This window comes from Limnobacter sp. G6BE5S, from assembly GCF_058448965.1.
This window is the reverse complement of the sequence record NZ_JBZFLM010000001.1, coordinates 178,927-194,859: the sequence shown is the minus strand read 5'-3', so window position 1 is coordinate 194,859 and position 15,933 is coordinate 178,927. Positions and strand designations below refer to the sequence as shown.

Below are 15,933 nucleotides of genomic sequence, written 5' to 3'. Positions count from 1 at the left end.
CCTTTAAGCCAATGTGCCAATTGTGGTTTTGACCCGTCATTTCAATTAATAGAGTTAAACGATGTATTTATCAGCTTTCGGCCAAAAGATCCGATACGCAATGGTTTGTGTTGCACTGGTGGCCAGCGGCAGCGTATTTGCACAAGCACCGCTCGGTTTGGCAGGTTTTGTAAATGATCAACAACCTAACCGTTCAAATACTGATCGTTTGAATGCGCAGCCCAATAACCTGCCTTCGAATGTGGGTGCGGGTCTTGTTGGCAAAGTCAATTCGGAATTAAACCCTGCGAACAATAGTGATGGCCAGGGTGCCGAAGAAATGCAGCAGCCCCAGGCGCAGCCCTTGCCCAATCGGCCACTTAGCCTGTTTCAACGCTTTGTGTTTGAAAACACCGGCAAGTTGCTTTATCCATTTGGCACATCTGCGCTCAAGGTCGACTTAAAACAAACGCAAGCTGAAAACACCCCCGTTTCCGCAGACTATGAAATTAGCGCGGGTGATCAAATTTTGGTGCGGGTGTGGGGCGCTATCGATGTGAACCACACCGCAGTAGTTGATCGCGACGGTCAGCTCACCATTCCTTCAGTGGGCACCTTCCCCGTGGCCGGTGTGCGGGCTCGCAATCTGGATCAATTCCTCACTGCTGAAATCAGCAAGTACTACAAAAACTTTAACCTAAGCGCCACCTTGGGCAAGTTAAGTGGTGTCAGCATTTATGTGGCAGGTCAAGCGTTGGCCCCAGGCATGCACACGGTCAGCAGTACCAGCACCTTGGCCTCTGTGGTGTTTTCTGTGGCGCAGCCCGGTGTCAACGGCAGCTTTCGCAATGTGCAGCTAAAACGCGGTGGTGTTACTGTGGCCACCTTCGACCTGTACGATTTGCTTCGCAAAGGCGAACTCAACGACGACCGTAAACTCCGGGCGGGCGATGTAATCTTTATCGGTCAGGCTGGCGCTCGCGTAGCGCTGAATGTAGCCGGCCCTTCCGCCGCAATATTCGAATTAAAGCCAAGCGAGGGGTTAAGCGACATTCTCGATATTTCTGGTATCGATCGCACCTTGCTTCGTCAAGACTCCGTTCTTATCGAGGGTTTCAACACTGACAACCCCAAGGCGCCCCGTGCGGTAGAGCAGCTTAGCTACAGCCGCGCCTTAAACCAGGCGGCCTTGAAAGACGGCGACATTGTTACCCTGTTTCAAACCCGCCGCGAATTTACCAACGCAGTGACCTTGAAAGGCAATGTGGCCACACCTGCCCGCTATCCGTTTTTTGAGGGTATGCGAATTGCCGACCTTATTCCCAACACCGATGCCTTGATTCAAGACAGCTACTTCAAAAAGAAGGGAGCCTTGGTTCAATTCAACAAAGACGATGCAGAGCGATCAGTTCGGGATCCAAAGCTGCAAAGCCAATTGAACACAGACGACTCCAAACTGTTCAACAAAACCGACCAAGGCGAAGAAGGCGAGCAAAAAATTGAAGTGGTTGAAGACACCATTTCCAACATGCTTTCACAAATTAACTGGGATTATGCGGTTATCGAGCGGCTCGACCGCCAAGAATTGCAAACCCGCTTAATTCCGTTCAACCTGCGCAAGGCCATGGCTGGCGACCCCAACCAAAATCTGCAGTTGCAGGCTGGCGACGTGGTTACCGTGTTCAGTGCTAACGACGCCCAAATTCCCCGCTCGCGCCAAACCGCCTTAATCAAGGTAACTGGCGAAGTGAAAGCCCCCGGCTACTACCAAATTGCCCCGGGCGAATCGCTGCGCGATGTGATTGTAAAAGCTGGTGGCTTGGCAGAAGACGCCTACCTGTTTGGTACCAAACTTACCCGCCGGTCTATTGCGGTTGAGCAAGAACAGCAAAAACAGAAAGCACTTGAACAAGCGGAACGCATGTTGGTGTCTGCCCAAGCCAGCAATGCAGCTTCCGCTATTTCGGCTGGCGATGCCGCCAACGCTCAAAAGCAAGCCCAAATTCAGGGTGCTTACCTGGATCGCCTGCGTAAAATGAAACCCGAAGGCCGGGTGGTGCTCGAAATTAAACCCGATGCACAAAGCATTGCTGAATTGCCGCCGTTGGCGTTGATCGATGGGGACGTGGTGTCCATTCCTTCACTACCCGGCCAGGTGGCAGTGTTGGGCTCCGTTTACAGCCAGGGCGTGTATGCGTTCGAGTCAGGTAACACGGTGTTCGACTACCTGGGCTTGGCTGGTGGCGCAGCAAAAGGCGCAGACGATGGCTCAATTTTTGTAATACGCGCCAATGGCACCGTCGACAGTGCGCAGCAAGGCTGGTTGCCTTTCGTCAGCGGCTTGTACGGTAAACGCGCCCTGCCAGGCGATGCAATTTATGTACCCGAAGATTTCGAACGTGTATCGCTTACCAAAACGCTAATCGACATTTCCCAAATTTTCTACCAGGTTGGTTTGGGTGCAGCAGCGGTTAACGCCATTCAGGATTAACGAGAAACACGCATGAACTCGAATATTGATTCCCAGCAAGTTGGCGATTACGGCGACGATGAAATCAGCCTGGTTGAATTGGCCACCACCCTGGGTGAAGAAAAAAAGCTGATCTTCGGCTTGCCCTTTGTGGTTGGCATTGTAGCCATTGTGGTCAGCTTGTTTCTAACGCCCATATTTACCGCAAAAACCACACTGCTGCCTCCACAAAACAGTGGCGGCGGTGGCGCAGCCGCTGCCTTGGCCAGCTTGGGAGGTTTGGCTGGTTTGGCTGGCATTAGCACCGGCGGTACCACTGCGGACACTGTTATTGCCATGCTGCAAAGCCGCAGTGCGAAAGACCAAATTATTGATCAGTTCAATTTGGTCGAATATTACGAGGCCGAACTACGTACAGACGTGTATAAAACCCTAGAGGAAGTGGTTCGGGTAAGCAGTGACAAAAAATCGAATTTGATTACCATCGAGGTCGACGACAAAGATCCCGAGCTGGCTGCCAAAATGGCCAATGCTTATTACACAGTGTTGAAAGACCTCATGACCCGTGTTGCAGTTACCGAGGCACAGCAACGCCGCCAGTTTTTTGAAGACCAGTTTGCAAAAGCCAAAGAAGAGCTTTCAAACGCTGAAGTAAAGCTTAAAGAAACCCAAGAACGCACTGGTTTAGTTGAGTTAAAAAGCCAGGCGGAGGCCACCATTGAGGCTGTGGCCCGCCTGCGTGCTGAAATTGCACAGCGGGAAGTGCAACTAAGCGCCATGCGCACCTTTGCCACGCCCGAGAATTCAGATTACCGCCGTGTGGTGGCTGAATTGAATGGCTTGCGCGTAGAACTTAAGAAGCTGGACAAAGGCGGCACTGGTGGCGAATTGGGTTTGGTGTCGGCTGGCAATTTGCCCGAACAGGGCCTTGAATACGTTCGCGCTTTGCGCGAAGTGAAATACCAGGAAGCGGTGTTTGAAATTATGGCCAAGCAGTTTGAACTGGCCAAAATCGACGAAGCCAAAGACGGCGGCAATGTGCAGCAACTGGACATGGCCGCTGTGCCTGAGCGCAAAAGCAAGCCCAAGCGCGCCCTGATTGTGGTGTTAAGTGTGTTGGCCGCCGGCTTTTTGGCGGTGTTAATTGCCTTGATGAAAGGTGCCATGCGCAAAGCGGGCAGTGATGAAGAATCAGCCACACGCCTTCAGGCTTTGAGAAATGCCTGGCGCCTGCGTGGCGAATAGTGTTGTAAGTAAACTATCGCCCTTTAAATATGGGGTGGTGTTAACGGCAGTTTTGTTGTAAGTTTTATGTTGCGCGCGTTTATTAATCCTATCCAAGGAGAATTCTCTATGAAAAAATTTCTAGCTATCCTGGCTATTGCCGGAATGAGCATGGGCACTGCTCTTGCCCAAAACAACAACGCTAGCCCAACAGGCCAAGCCAATGCAAACCCCAACGCAGCAAATGCTGGCGCTCAGGGCGGCGGTGCTGGTGGAGCCGGTGCAGGCGCCGGTGGTGCTGGTGCCGGTGCAGCTGGTGGAGTAAGTGCCGCCGGTGGCCTGGGCATTGCTGCTGGCTTGGCAACAGCCATTGCTGTTGCGAACGACAACAACAACATCCCCGTGTCTGTTTCAGCATCGCAGTAAGCTGCAACACATAAAAACGCCTCCTGACAGGAGGCGTTTTTTTTTGCCCAACTCATTCGTATTTGCAAAGTAACCCACAGTGCCAACAATGAATCGCAACCTTGTATTGCCCCTTGCCTGCCTTGGCTTAAGTGCATGCGCGTCAAATTTTACAGCTGCATACAAAATGGTTCAGGCACTAGACACAACCAGCCCCACGCGGTTTGAGCAATTTCAAATGAACCCCAATTTGCAGTACCTGGAAGCGCACACCGTGGGCGCGCAAGCCATGATGGTGTTGGGTTACGTGGCCACGCCCAAACAACAGCCCCCAGTGCAAACCTGGTACGACTCGCAACGCGAATTGCTACGGCTGCAAAACGGGTTCTTGGTCAGTATTACCGGAGTAAACAACTACATAAGCACCACCGAATACACTTGGGCTACCCCTAACCAGCAAGGGGTGCAATTGCCCACCAGTAAAACTTACAGCCAGCCCGATCAACAAATTTTTAATAAAACTGTGGCCTTGCGTTTTCAGGCTGTGCCTGAATCAACGGTTAATACAAGCAACAGCGTGTTGCGCAAACGCCTATTAGAAGCCGCGCAACAAGGCGGGCAAGCCTTGGTGTGGTTTCAGGAAGTACCGCAGCCCAACAGTGAAACTCCTTACAGCCTGCATGCATTTGCCAGCAACGGAAGCCCCGTGTATGGCAGCCAGTGCCTAACCCCCAGTGCCTGCATAGAATGGCTGCACCGAACCAACCCAGCACCCAAGCCATGAAACTTAAAACAACCGCAGCCCTGGCCTTGTTGATTGCCCAGTTTGGTTGGGCCCACGCGGAAAGCATATACGCGCCAAAGCAGGGCGAGCGCCTTTCAGAGCTGCTTATGCGCCAGCAACTATTGCCCGGCAGCGCCACCAATAGCGAAGGGCAAACCCTGCAACTGGGCAGCATGTTGTTAAAGCGTGCTGAACTGTACAACAAGCAAGCACTTCAAAAAACGCAACTTATTACGCTGCTTGGCATGCAGCCCACAGGCAAAGTGCCTGCTTATTTAAAACCATTGGTGGAAAGTTTGCCCACCACAGGCCGGCAACTGCTGCCCACGCAAGACGGCCATGAAATGGCCGCCAAAATAAACCTGGACCCGGTGTTGCAAGCCAAGGATTCTGTAGTGCTGCAACCCACAGCCAACCACATTGCCCTGCTGGGCACGGGTGGGCAGTGTGTGGCTGCGTTTAAACCGCAGGTGTCGGTAATTGCTTATTTACAGCAATGCTTTCCAAAAAGCAGTTGGTACACCTTTGGCGAAGGTTTTGACCATGCATGGCTGGTACAACCCACCGGGCAAATGGTTAAGCTGAATGTGGCGCTGTGGAACCAAACCGAGCAAACCCTGCCGCAACCGGGTGCGTGGGTGTGGGCACCAGCACGCAATAGCGGCTGGGCCGAGCAAGAAAGCCTGCAACTGGTTGAGTTTTTGCAAACCCAAGGGTCGTTTAAACAGGCCAACAACGCTACACCAGTGGTGGCAGCACCCACGGAAACTATTACACCGGCCAGCAATACGCCTTTTGATTACACGGTGCGCCCCACTCGCAGCGATTGGGGCACAGTGGGCCTGCTTCAAATGCCCAGCGCCCGCATGGCCGAGGAAGGGACCATTAGCCTTACCGCCAGCCGGGTTGAACCTTATTCACGCTACTCATTCATTTACCAACCCTTTGAATGGCTGGAAGCGGGTTTTCGGTATTCCATTATTACCAACCGCCGTTTTGGTGCCGATAATTTTAGTGGTGACCGTAAATTCCAAGACAAAAGCGTTGATGTAAAACTTCGCTTATTAAACGAAACAGCTTACCTGCCCGAAATGGCCGTGGGCCTTCGCGATATTGGCGGCACGGGTTTGTTTTCAAGCGAATACTTTGTAGCCAATAAACGGGCGGGCCAGTTCGACTTTACCCTTGGTTTGGGCTTTGGCAATATGGCCACCGGGGGCGGTATATCAAACCCTTTCGGTTTTATCAGTGATGAGTTTGACCGCAGACCGCAGGTCAACTTTGGAGCGGGTGGACAAGCCAACTCGGAAACATACTTCAGGGGTGAAGCCGCACTGTTCGGCGGTGTTGAATGGCAAACTCCTTGGCACGATTTGATTTTGAAAGTGGAACTGGATGGCAACGACTATTCCAACGAACCACTGAGAAACCCGCAGGCACAAAGTAGCAATATTAATTATGGTGCGGTGTACCGCATTAATGACTACATCGATTTCAGCGTAAGCGTGCAACGCGGCAACACCATGGGTTTTGCCTTGTCGTTTAAAGAGAATGTTAGCAAGTATGCAGTGCCCAAAATAACTGACCCCAAACCTGTGGTGGTTACGCAAGGCCCACGCCCTGCCAGCACCAATTGGGAAAAAACCGTAAAGTTGGTGGAAGAGCAAACCACCTGGAATGTTGAAAGCGTTCAACAACGTGGCAGTGAAGTGCAGCTTACGGTTAAAAATGCCGACGTTACCTACCCAGCCAAGGCTGTGGACAAAGCCACCGCAGCCCTGCATGAAAACGTGGCAGAAGGCATTAACTGGTTCAGCTTTACCTACAAAAATCGTGGTGCAAATATTGCAGAGCATGTAGTAGACCGCAACAAGTGGGCTGAAGACAAAACCCAACTGCCTGTGCAGAAAACCAATGGCAACCCCGTGGCGGCCGTTGAACCCAATGGCTACGCCTACAAACCCCTGCACACCGAATACGACCCCTGGTACAACGGCGCTGTTGGCCTGGGTTACGAGCAAACTTTTGGTGGCGCCAATGGCTACCTGTTTCAGTTTACGGCCTATGCCCGGGGCGAAGTTGAGTTAACAAACAGCACCTGGATAACTGGCCGTGTAGACCATGTATTGGGCGGCACATTCGACAAGTTTACTCAAAACAGCGTTAGTAACTTGCCGCCTGTGCGTACCGATTTCCGCGAGTACTCAATAGCTTCGGACACCAAACTGAGCAACTTGCAACTTAACCATGTGGGCCAGCTTTCACAAAACCATTTTTATAGCCTGTATGGCGGGTATTTGGAAAGCATGTTTGGCGGCGTGGGCGGTGAGTATTTGTACCGCCCCATGAATTCACGTTGGGCTTTGGGGATAGATGCCAACCGCGTAAAACAGCGCGCCTTTGAACAAGACTTTGATTTCAGAAATTACACCGTGAACACTGGCCACATTACGGCCTACGTGGACACAGGTTTTGAAGACATACTGGCCACGGTTTCAGTGGGCCAATATTTGGCTGGGGACAAAGGCGTTACGGTAGACCTTTCACGCGTGTTTGACAACGGCGTGAAAATTGGCGCCTACGCCAGTAAAACCAATGTGTCGGCTGAAGATTTTGGTGAAGGAAGTTTTGACAAGGGCATTTACCTGCGTGTGCCTTTTGATGCGCTGTTTAGCAGCACCGTACCGGGCGATGCCAGTTTTAACTGGGTGCAGGTAACGCGAGATGGCGGGGCGAAGTTGAGAAGGGCTTTGAGTTTGTTTGAAGAAACAAATGTGAGGAGTCCGAGGGCGTTGTTGTTTAAGCCAGCGTTGAGTGAGCCCCGTTAGTTGGTGTTGAGGTACTTTTCAACTCCCAGTTCCATGCATGTTCGATGAGAGTGGTCAGCTCTGTATACTGCGGCTTCCAGCCGAGTTTTTCACGGGCAAGTGTTGAGTCGGCCACCAAGCGGGCGGGGTCACCCTCTCGGCGTGGGGCATCCACCACTGGAATGTTTCGCCGAGTAACCCGCTTTGCGCTATCAATGACCTCCTGTACTGAAAAGCCGTTGCCATTGCCTAGGTTGTAAGCTTGGCTATTTGCACCATTCATTAACGACTGCAAAGCCAGCCAATGAGCTGAGCACAGGTCTTGAATGTGAATGTAGTCTCGAATACAGGTGCCATCAGGCGTCTCGTAATCCCGGCCAAACACCGAAATATGCGAACGTCGCCCTGCTGCTGCTTGAAGCACAAGTGGAATCAGATGAGTTTCTGGATCATGACGCTCTCCTAATTGACCATCAGGGTCTGCACCAGCTGCATTGAAATAACGCAGACTAACAGACTTGATGCCATAAGCTTTGTCATAGTCGGCGAGCGCTTGCTCAACCATCAATTTGGTTCGACCATAAGGGTTGATCGGCTGCTGAGGATGGCGCTCATCGATCGGCGTGTATTGTGGCTCACCGAAAGTGGCTGCTGTGGACGAAAAGATGAAGTTCCGAACACCATGCTCTCGCATCCCATCGAGCAAAGCAAGGGTATTGACCATGTTGTTCTGATAGTACTTGTCAGGAAATTGGATTGACTCACCCACTTGGATGAATGAGGCAAAGTGCATGACCGCGTCAAATCCTTTCGCTAGTGTTTCACGCAGTACATTGCTGTTACCAAAACTGCCTTGAATAAATTCACCGTAAAGTACCGAATCGCGATGTCCATTTGACAGGTCATCCAACGTAGTTACACGGCAGCCCAAACGGCCAAGCAGCTTAACCATGTGAGATCCAACAAAACCTGCCCCGCCCACAACCAATATCTTCATGATGCGTTACTCAGAAAAGTAAACATGCTCGTTGTCGTGCTTCTCAATAAATTCGTGGCGAATGGTTTGTTCCAGCGCCTTGGTGAGCGGCACCGGGGAAACAAAACCAGTGCTATCAATTGCGGTGTTATATACGGAATTTGCGCAAAACTTTTTAACTCGTATTGAACTTATCGCCAAACGCTTGCCAGTTACGGCAGCCAATAAATCGAAGCACTTGCCTATTGCATAGCCCATGCTGTACGGCAAACGGAAGCCGATTTTTTCTGGTTGCCCTAGCGTGCGTTTCACCGAGCCCACGAGTTCATTCATGGTGAAGTCGGGCTTGTCGATAAAATTATAAGTGTGAACACCGGGTGGAAAGCCGATGCAGTGTTCAATAAACGCGGCCACATTCTCGACATAGGCCATCGATTTGCGGTTCTTACCGTGGCCCACCATGAGAAATTTTCCCGATGCAATTTGGCGCAGCAGATTGTACACATTGCCACGGTTTTGCTCACCGAACACCACGGTAGGGCGAATTATTACCAAGGTGCGGTCAGCGGGCGATTCAGCCTGCCATGCCCTAAAAATTTTTTCCGCTTCGTATTTCGTGCGGCCATAGTCATTAAACGGCGCAATTTGACCTGTTTCGTCAGTACTCAAAGGGGCAAACCCATACACCGCCACTGTGCTAGTAAACACAATGGTGTTGATATTCTTCTCGCGTGCCACCTGGCACAGGTTTATTGCCCCGGTTACGTTGACATCGTGATACAAACTGCGCGGCTGCACATCGTCGCGGTGCTCGGCAGCCAGGTTGATCAGTATCGTTTCTTCGGGCAGAGCATTTCTTAAACTTTCCACATTCCGCACGTCGCAAATGTTGCACAGTTGCGGGAAGGGCTGGCTGGGTGCCTTGTCGAAAATTTGAACTTTGTTGCTTGCGTGGCTTGTTAGGCGACGCGCCAAGCGGCTACCAATGAAGCCGCTGCCGCCGATGATGCTGATGGTGGTCATGTATGTTGTAAAGGGTCTTATGGTAATGGTTGTCAATCAAGCAAAGACCAAGAATAGTCCTCGTCGATTGTTGATCGGTCTAGAACGGGCTTGCAGCGAAGACGCTTCCACGCCGCGTTTACGCTGTAGGAAAAGAAATAAATGACTGATAACAGCGGTCCAATTTTTTCAATGTCGCGGTACAACATCCAAACTGACAAAGCGGCTGATTTGAAATTTGACGAACGTGAGTTGCTCACGACCGAGTATCTGGCCAAGTCGTGCGGGCAACGCAGTGCTGGTCGCCCCGAATCAGATATGCACCTTGACCACGCAATGAAATCTTCCGCCTTGTAATAGCTGGCAACGTCCGGAAATTTAAAGTCAGGGAAATGGTTTCTATCAACCACCATGGTTAAGCAGCCAAGGTAGCGGGTCATGTGGTGCAGGTGCCAGCCAACCTTGTTGAATCCTTGAAGGCGTTTACCAATTTTTCGACCATCTTCACTAACGAAGCGGTAGTCAGAAAAGCTCAAACCACAATCATTGCCTTGCATGAAGTGGAGCTGAGTTTTCAGCTTGTTGGGCAACCAAAAATCATCAACATCAAGAAATGCCAGAAAACGCCCGCTCGCCAATTCAATCGCCTTGTTTCGCGCTACAACCGGCCCAGAGTTTCTATCCAGCCTAACCGCTTTAAGCCAAGGGTATTTGGCAGCAAGCTCTTCGAGAAGCTCCCAGCTGTTGTCGGTTGAACAGTCGTCTACAACAACGTGTTCCAGGTTGTAGCCCTGTTTGGCAACCGCTTCAATCGTTCGCTTTAAAAAATACCCACCATTGAAACATGGTGTTATTACTGAAACTATTGGGTTTTCAATTGCGCTAGTCATGTTACGGATTCAGCAACTTTCTCTTCAGGTCAAAAAGACGCTTAACGGCTAGCTTGGATACGCAGTAAGCAAGATAGGAATAGCACCAAAAAAAACCAAACTTGGCTTGAATCACCCTTGCTGTCCACTTGTCAGCTTCCCAGCGGTTAAGGGTCGATATGCCAGTGGTGTCATACTCAACAAGGCCTTTTTGTAGCAAAGGCAGTGGCCAATCCAAATTAAAGTTCAGCAATGCAAGGTAATCTGCGCCGTATTTATAACTGGTGTCGTAGGTGTACCCCTCTCGTGGCAAAATCATTCCCTGATGACAGAATGGAATGCCCATCTGCAAAAACCTTGCTGCTTTGACATTCCGTTTTTTACCGAAGTAGTCAATGTACTGCACAGGGATTAAGCTCGGGCCGGTAATTTTGTCTATGGCAAACGGCTCAATAATTTGATCGCGAGCATTGAGGAATAGCAAATAGTTGCCGGTTGCATGCCGTGCGGCACGGTTCATTGAGTCGAATATGCCTTTGTCTTCCCCAACAACAACCACATCGGCGAAACTCAAGGCTGCTGATGAATGAGCCTTTAAATCTGTGGAGTGCGAGTTGATCCACACCACGTATTCGAAAGATTCATCTCTCGGTAGGTGGGTTTCAATCGATGTTGCTGTAATTTGCAAGCCAACCGAATCGTTTTTAACTACCGTGATAATAGTTAGTTTGGGGGGGGCGGCTCGTTCGTTTTTCTTGTGGATTATTTCTTGCATATGCTATTTTAAATTATGAAAATTGATACTGAAAAAATAAACATCGGAATAAATCCAAGGGTTATATAGATTATTCGAATGGGTTCTTTTTGTTTGAATCTTTCCTCAAGTAAAATAGCCAGTATTGGGTACGCTATAATCAAACAGAACATGGATACTCTTTCTCCGCCGGCGCTGCTTAATATAATTATTGATACTAGAGATAGTAATATTAGTCCAGAGAATAGTTTGTACTCGGATGTTCTCTTGGTAATAAATCGTCCTTTGTCTAGGGCTATAATCAATGATAGTAATATTATTAACAGAGTTAGGTATGCTGCGCTAAGATTTGCGCCGGTTTCTGCTGAGGATTTTACATCTGATCCAAAGTAGAGTCCTGCGAATGAAACGAAAAAGCACGGAATCCAAATTATTCTTGCTATATATGTTTTGTTTTTTATTAAGAGTAGTGGAAAAAAAATTGCTGCCACGTTGTGCGTAAGAATTGATGCAATGAATGCGAAAAGCGTTTTTAAAGAGAGATTTTCTTTCCATGATAGAGAAAAAGCGTATAAAAATATTATACTGGACAGCCACTGTCTGTAAACATTTTGCATTCCTAGTATAAATGGAAAAAATGTTAAGATGCCAAAATAAATATAACTAGGGGTTTTTAGTCTATAAAGTGCACTGAAAAGAATTAAGCCGCCTATTGTGTCATATATAACAAACACCACATACTCGTTCTGTATTTGCTCAAATAAATATCTCTGTCCTAACCAAACTACTGGTTCTCTAAAATAATACATCGATAGTGATGTATATGACATTGAAGATTTGTAAGTTTCTATGTCGGAATCAAATTCTAGTCTTACGATCAAAGAAAGTAAAATATATGTAATAATAAAAAAAACAAAGAATATTTGTTTGTTTTCTATGATATTTTTTTTTATTGAAAAAAGTATTCCAAAAAATAATACTATTATGTATAGTGATATCTCCATTTGTATGGTGTTCTTTTTATGTTTTTCGATTGATGTTTTTGTAAAGATTTTTGTGCAAAATCGCTAAGGCCTTGTTAGAGAATCGCTGTGTTGCGCTGTTTCGGGCATTTATTCTAATTATTTGAGTTGTGGTTTTACTTAAAGTCCATTTTATTCCGCATGCCAAATCATCAGTCTCAAATGCTGTGGCCAAGTATCCATTGTGCTTATGTTCTACTATATCGGGTAGCCCGCCTGTGTTGAATGCCACCACGGGTGTACCACACGCCAGTGCTTCAACCCCTGTGTTGGGAAGGTTGTCTTGTCTTGAAGGCAAAACAAAAGCATCTGCGGCGCTGTATAGAATTTGCAAACTAAGCTCGTCATGCAAGTGGCCTGCGTAATGAATTGGAAAACCAAGATCCGGCGGGTTTTTTGGACTGGTTTGCCCAAAAACCACAAGTTCCACATCTAAAACTTCACCTCGAAGCTTATTTAACGCATCCTGTAGAAGATCAAACCCTTTTCGTGGGGCCTGTGAGCCAGCCATTGCGCCAAAAAGAAGAAGGTGCTTGTCTTTAGGTAATCCAAGCAGGTCACGCGCCAATTGTTGATCAATTGGTTTCCACTTTTCTGTGTCAATCGGGTTTGGTATTACGCTCACAGGCCAGCCCTGCATCAGTGCACTTTCCCTTACACATTCTGCAAGCCAATTGCTCGGCGTTACTATGTGTATAGGTTTTTTCCAATGTTTAAGCTTGCGCGCCCAGGTCCATCTGTTAATGTCGAAACCGTTCTCGTTGTGTGGTTTGTTCTTGGCGGTGTAGCCATGTTTCCAGCGCAGGTCTTCGGTGTAATGTTCTGCACCACAAAACGCCCACATGTCGTGCAAGGTCCATACCATTGGTTTTGTTAGTTTGCCAATTTCGGCAATTGATAACATTTCACCTTGTACCCAATGCAAGTGCAGAATATCAGCATCACTTTCATTCAGTGCTTTGACTCGGCCAGATGGAAGAATGGAAGGTGAAAGGCTGTTCAGACTTTTGGATCGAACAAATGGTTTAAATAACACCCTGCCCAAGGTGGGCCGAACCTTGGCAATTCCCTTGTGCAATTTGCTGGACTTTACGTCAACCGTCCAGTCGCCAGAAACAGCCCAGTCAACCAGCATTGTTGAATCTGTTCCTGTAGCCCTTAATGCTTGGTGAAGCCTGTAGGCGGCCCTAGCCGCGCCTCCGTCAATGTCGGAGTAGTTAATGTGTGTGACTTTCAATATGGTTTGTTTTTTTGTATGAGGTTTATAAATGCTTTAAGAAGTGCTTTCCCCGCTAAGCTGCGGCAATACACTTTTGGGTAGCTGGGGGGGGGGCTCGATTAAATGACAGCGACGACAGTGCTGAATACATCGCGTTGTTAAATAAAAACTCTTCACAACAATCTGCCTGTGTGGTCGTGTTCAGCAACTTCGAAAGTTCTTCCACAATAAAGTTCGAATCGATTTCTGTCAGGCTTCTGTGTGGTACACCAAACCTATTTGCCAGGGCATGAACTTTCCCCAAGCCAAGCGTGTAGTCAATTGCCACGGTGGGTACTCCCAGCCCTATCGCAAATACAGCAGAATGGAAGCGCATGGTTAAAGCCGCTGATGCTTCAACGAATGCCGAACAATATTCCAGTGGTGCAAGTTCAGCACCCAACAGTGATAAGTCCAGGTTGGGTACAAGATCTTTCTTTTCTCTAAAAAGGCGACGGTAGAACCAACGATCGTCATCACCAAAATGGTTTGTGCACATTGGCAGTGGCCGAATGATCAAATCAGGGTAACGTTTGATAAGTTCTGACAATGCACTTAGCACTGCGTTTTCATATTGCGCTTTTGCTAGCTTACACTCCGCTTCATCGAGATGCTGGGCATATTGTTGATATGGAAAATCACGAAGTCCCAGCACCAAAGTTTTTCGCGTACTAGAAGATTCACGTCGCTTCAGTTTTAGTTTATACAAGTTCAACCAGCTGAAAGCTGGGTCTTCTGCAACAATATCGTTCGTTGTGTCCACTCCCAATTTGTTGGCAAGGTTACGTGAATTCTCGTCTCGGTAAATTCTTGCGTCAGACAGTTGAAGAATTTTTCCGATAACGGTTTTGTGTCTTGATGTACTCAATGGGCCCACTCCACAACCCGCAATCAAAGTTTTTTTTCCCATTTTTTTTGCAGCCTCAAAAATGCCGCACATATCTACCACTTCGTCAATCGCCATCAGCGGCCCGCCGCCAAAAACCACCAGGTCGGCCTGACCTGCTAGTTTCAAACCGAGTCGCTTGTCTACTATGTGGACACCTTTCAATTCATCCATTTGCCGCCTTGTCATTTCACTTACATATGGAAAAAGTGAAACAACTACAACGTCAATGGTTCCTAAATGGTTACGCAAGGCTTGCAATACACCGCCGAGAATGCCTTTGTCACCCAGCGTTTCCGTTCCGTACCACCCGCAAATCAAGATACGTTTACCTGCCCCCCCTTGTGGCCACGGAGCAAGTTCTATTGCGGTATTGCGGGCAAGCTCCAAACGCTTCTTGAATTGGTGGCTACGTACCGTGTTGTTTTGAGCAAGGTACCTGTAGAATTTCCTTAGCACAGGTTCTACACGTAGTTTCTCAATGACTTGAAAAGCGATTTGCTTAATTTGTTGATTTCTAGGCGGAATTCCAACGTAGTCGTGATGGCAGGTGTCGCAGTGATTTCGAATAATTTCGCCAAGATGTTCTTCGCCCTGAAAGTAACGAGCTTCGATGTCTTTTTCTGAAATATTGGTTAGCACGTCGCTTTTCACAGCGCAGTAAAGCAAATCACCTTTTGAAGTAATTGTTGCGCCTCGGTGCTTCCAGTCGCAGCCGGCCTTTCTTGGGGCTTTGTGAAGAATTTGATCAATCAGCGATCTGTAAAAGAAATTCTGTTGTTGGCTGGGCTCGTAGTGTCTAATCAATCCTTCAAGAAATTCAGCGACATGATATTTTTCTGCTGCTGTTAGTGTGTAGGGGTCGAGCAAGTTTTCTGTGTACAGTCGCTGGTGGGGTATTCCCAAGCGATACTTGACATACAAATTTTCCGACTGACAATACTCGAATAAATCCGCAAGTCCGAATACATTCTCTTTGATGATAGTGCAGCCAATTCGAACGCTGTGAACCAAGGGGGAGTTTTTTGCAAACTCAATAACATGTTTTGCTCTTTCAAAGTTCCCGGGCTTGCCTCTCACACGGTCATGCACTTCGCCATACCCGTCAAGAGAAATCATTACATCCAGTGCGCCGTCATACTTTTGAACTACCTTTCCAATGTCACCAATTCGCGCAATCACCTCCTCGAACTTATAGGCATTTGTGATTAGTGAAATTGATTTTAATTTTGGTAGTTTCTTGAAAAGTACCTCGGATAACTCTCCCAAGTCTTTGCGCAAGGTGGGTTCACCACCGTTTAGCCCAACGCTGGTTACTTCTGAGAAAAGATCGCTCTCGAGCCCTGCGCTTAGCTGTTCAGCAGTCAGGTCATTGGATTTTTTATTTTCCCAAATTCGACACATCTGGCATTGGGAGTTACATATGTCGATGACCGGAAATTGGAGAACTATCGGTTTTTCTAGCTTGAAGGGGCGCTTTTTAAATATGTAGGACAC

12 protein-coding genes are annotated in these 15,933 nt (G+C 48.3%); 5 read left to right on the top strand and 7 right to left on the bottom strand.

What is annotated here, in order from left to right:
* Positions 1-100 precede the first annotated feature (100 nt).
* The 5 genes from ACVL1J_RS00945 (at position 101) to ACVL1J_RS00925 (ending at position 7,690) form a co-directional block, all read left to right on the top strand.
* A complete protein-coding gene (locus ACVL1J_RS00945; RefSeq protein ID WP_491665048.1) occupies positions 101-2,470 on the top strand; it encodes an SLBB domain-containing protein in 2,370 nt (789 codons plus the stop codon).
* A gap of 12 nt (positions 2,471-2,482) precedes the next feature.
* A complete protein-coding gene (locus tag ACVL1J_RS00940; RefSeq protein WP_491665047.1) occupies positions 2,483-3,694 on the top strand; it encodes a GumC family protein in 1,212 nt (403 codons plus the stop codon).
* Positions 3,695-3,802: 108 nt separating this feature from the next.
* Positions 3,803-4,099 (top strand): hypothetical protein, encoded by a 297-nt coding sequence (locus ACVL1J_RS00935; protein ID WP_491665046.1) that lies wholly within the window; start codon positions 3,803-3,805, stop codon positions 4,097-4,099.
* 166 nt (positions 4,100-4,265) lie between these two features.
* Entirely contained in the window at positions 4,266-4,862 is a 597-nt protein-coding gene (locus tag ACVL1J_RS00930; RefSeq protein WP_491665045.1) for a hypothetical protein, read from the top strand.
* The gene (locus ACVL1J_RS00925; protein ID WP_491665044.1) at positions 4,859-7,690 is read left to right on the top strand and encodes a YjbH domain-containing protein; all 2,832 of its coding nucleotides are present in this window, start codon (positions 4,859-4,861) and stop codon (positions 7,688-7,690) included. Before ACVL1J_RS00930 ends, ACVL1J_RS00925 begins: the two co-directional genes overlap by 4 nt.
* Here ACVL1J_RS00925 and galE read toward each other — a convergent pair.
* The 7 genes from galE to ACVL1J_RS00890 are packed head-to-tail and all read right to left on the bottom strand — an operon-like array spanning position 7,662 to position 15,933.
* Positions 7,662-8,666 carry a UDP-glucose 4-epimerase GalE gene (gene galE, locus ACVL1J_RS00920; RefSeq protein WP_491665043.1) on the bottom strand — a complete coding sequence of 335 codons (1,005 nt, stop codon included), beginning with the start codon at positions 8,664-8,666 and terminating at the stop codon, positions 7,662-7,664. The genes ACVL1J_RS00925 and galE overlap by 29 nt on opposite strands.
* A 6-nt stretch (positions 8,667-8,672) precedes the next feature.
* The gene (locus tag ACVL1J_RS00915) at positions 8,673-9,668 is read right to left on the bottom strand and encodes an NAD-dependent epimerase/dehydratase family protein (RefSeq protein ID WP_491665042.1); all 996 of its coding nucleotides are present in this window, start codon (positions 9,666-9,668) and stop codon (positions 8,673-8,675) included.
* 32 nt (positions 9,669-9,700) lie between these two features.
* On the bottom strand, positions 9,701-10,537 hold the full coding sequence (locus ACVL1J_RS00910; RefSeq protein WP_491665041.1) for a glycosyltransferase family 2 protein: 837 nt from the start codon (positions 10,535-10,537) through the stop codon (positions 9,701-9,703).
* Between the two features lies 1 nt (position 10,538).
* Positions 10,539-11,291 carry a glycosyltransferase family protein gene (locus ACVL1J_RS00905; RefSeq protein ID WP_491665040.1) on the bottom strand — a complete coding sequence of 251 codons (753 nt, stop codon included), beginning with the start codon at positions 11,289-11,291 and terminating at the stop codon, positions 10,539-10,541.
* Positions 11,292-11,299: 8 nt separating this feature from the next.
* Positions 11,300-12,274 carry an EpsG family protein gene (locus ACVL1J_RS00900; RefSeq protein ID WP_491665039.1) on the bottom strand — a complete coding sequence of 325 codons (975 nt, stop codon included), beginning with the start codon at positions 12,272-12,274 and terminating at the stop codon, positions 11,300-11,302.
* A 16-nt stretch (positions 12,275-12,290) separates the two neighbouring features.
* Positions 12,291-13,529: a glycosyltransferase family 4 protein gene (locus ACVL1J_RS00895; protein WP_491665038.1), complete on the bottom strand. Its 1,239-nt coding sequence runs from the start codon at positions 13,527-13,529 to the stop codon at positions 12,291-12,293.
* Between the two features lie 55 nt (positions 13,530-13,584).
* Positions 13,585-15,933: a polysaccharide pyruvyl transferase family protein gene (locus ACVL1J_RS00890; protein ID WP_491665037.1), complete on the bottom strand. Its 2,349-nt coding sequence runs from the start codon at positions 15,931-15,933 to the stop codon at positions 13,585-13,587.

Coding starts and splice junctions, on each gene's coding strand:
- ACVL1J_RS00945 (WP_491665048.1), top strand. CDS start 101: ATGGTTTGTGTTGCACTGGTGGCCAGCGGCAGCGTATTTGCACAAGCA.
- ACVL1J_RS00925 (WP_491665044.1), top strand. CDS start 4,859: ATGAAACTTAAAACAACCGCAGCCCTGGCCTTGTTGATTGCCCAGTTT.
- ACVL1J_RS00910 (WP_491665041.1), bottom strand. CDS start 10,537: ATGACTAGCGCAATTGAAAACCCAATAGTTTCAGTAATAACACCATGT.
- ACVL1J_RS00935 (WP_491665046.1), top strand. CDS start 3,803: ATGAAAAAATTTCTAGCTATCCTGGCTATTGCCGGAATGAGCATGGGC.
- ACVL1J_RS00915 (WP_491665042.1), bottom strand. CDS start 9,668: ATGACCACCATCAGCATCATCGGCGGCAGCGGCTTCATTGGTAGCCGC.
- ACVL1J_RS00900 (WP_491665039.1), bottom strand. CDS start 12,274: ATGGAGATATCACTATACATAATAGTATTATTTTTTGGAATACTTTTT.
- ACVL1J_RS00905 (WP_491665040.1), bottom strand. CDS start 11,291: ATGCAAGAAATAATCCACAAGAAAAACGAACGAGCCGCCCCCCCCAAA.
- galE (WP_491665043.1), bottom strand. CDS start 8,666: ATGAAGATATTGGTTGTGGGCGGGGCAGGTTTTGTTGGATCTCACATG.
- ACVL1J_RS00940 (WP_491665047.1), top strand. CDS start 2,483: ATGAACTCGAATATTGATTCCCAGCAAGTTGGCGATTACGGCGACGAT.
- ACVL1J_RS00930 (WP_491665045.1), top strand. CDS start 4,266: ATGGTTCAGGCACTAGACACAACCAGCCCCACGCGGTTTGAGCAATTT.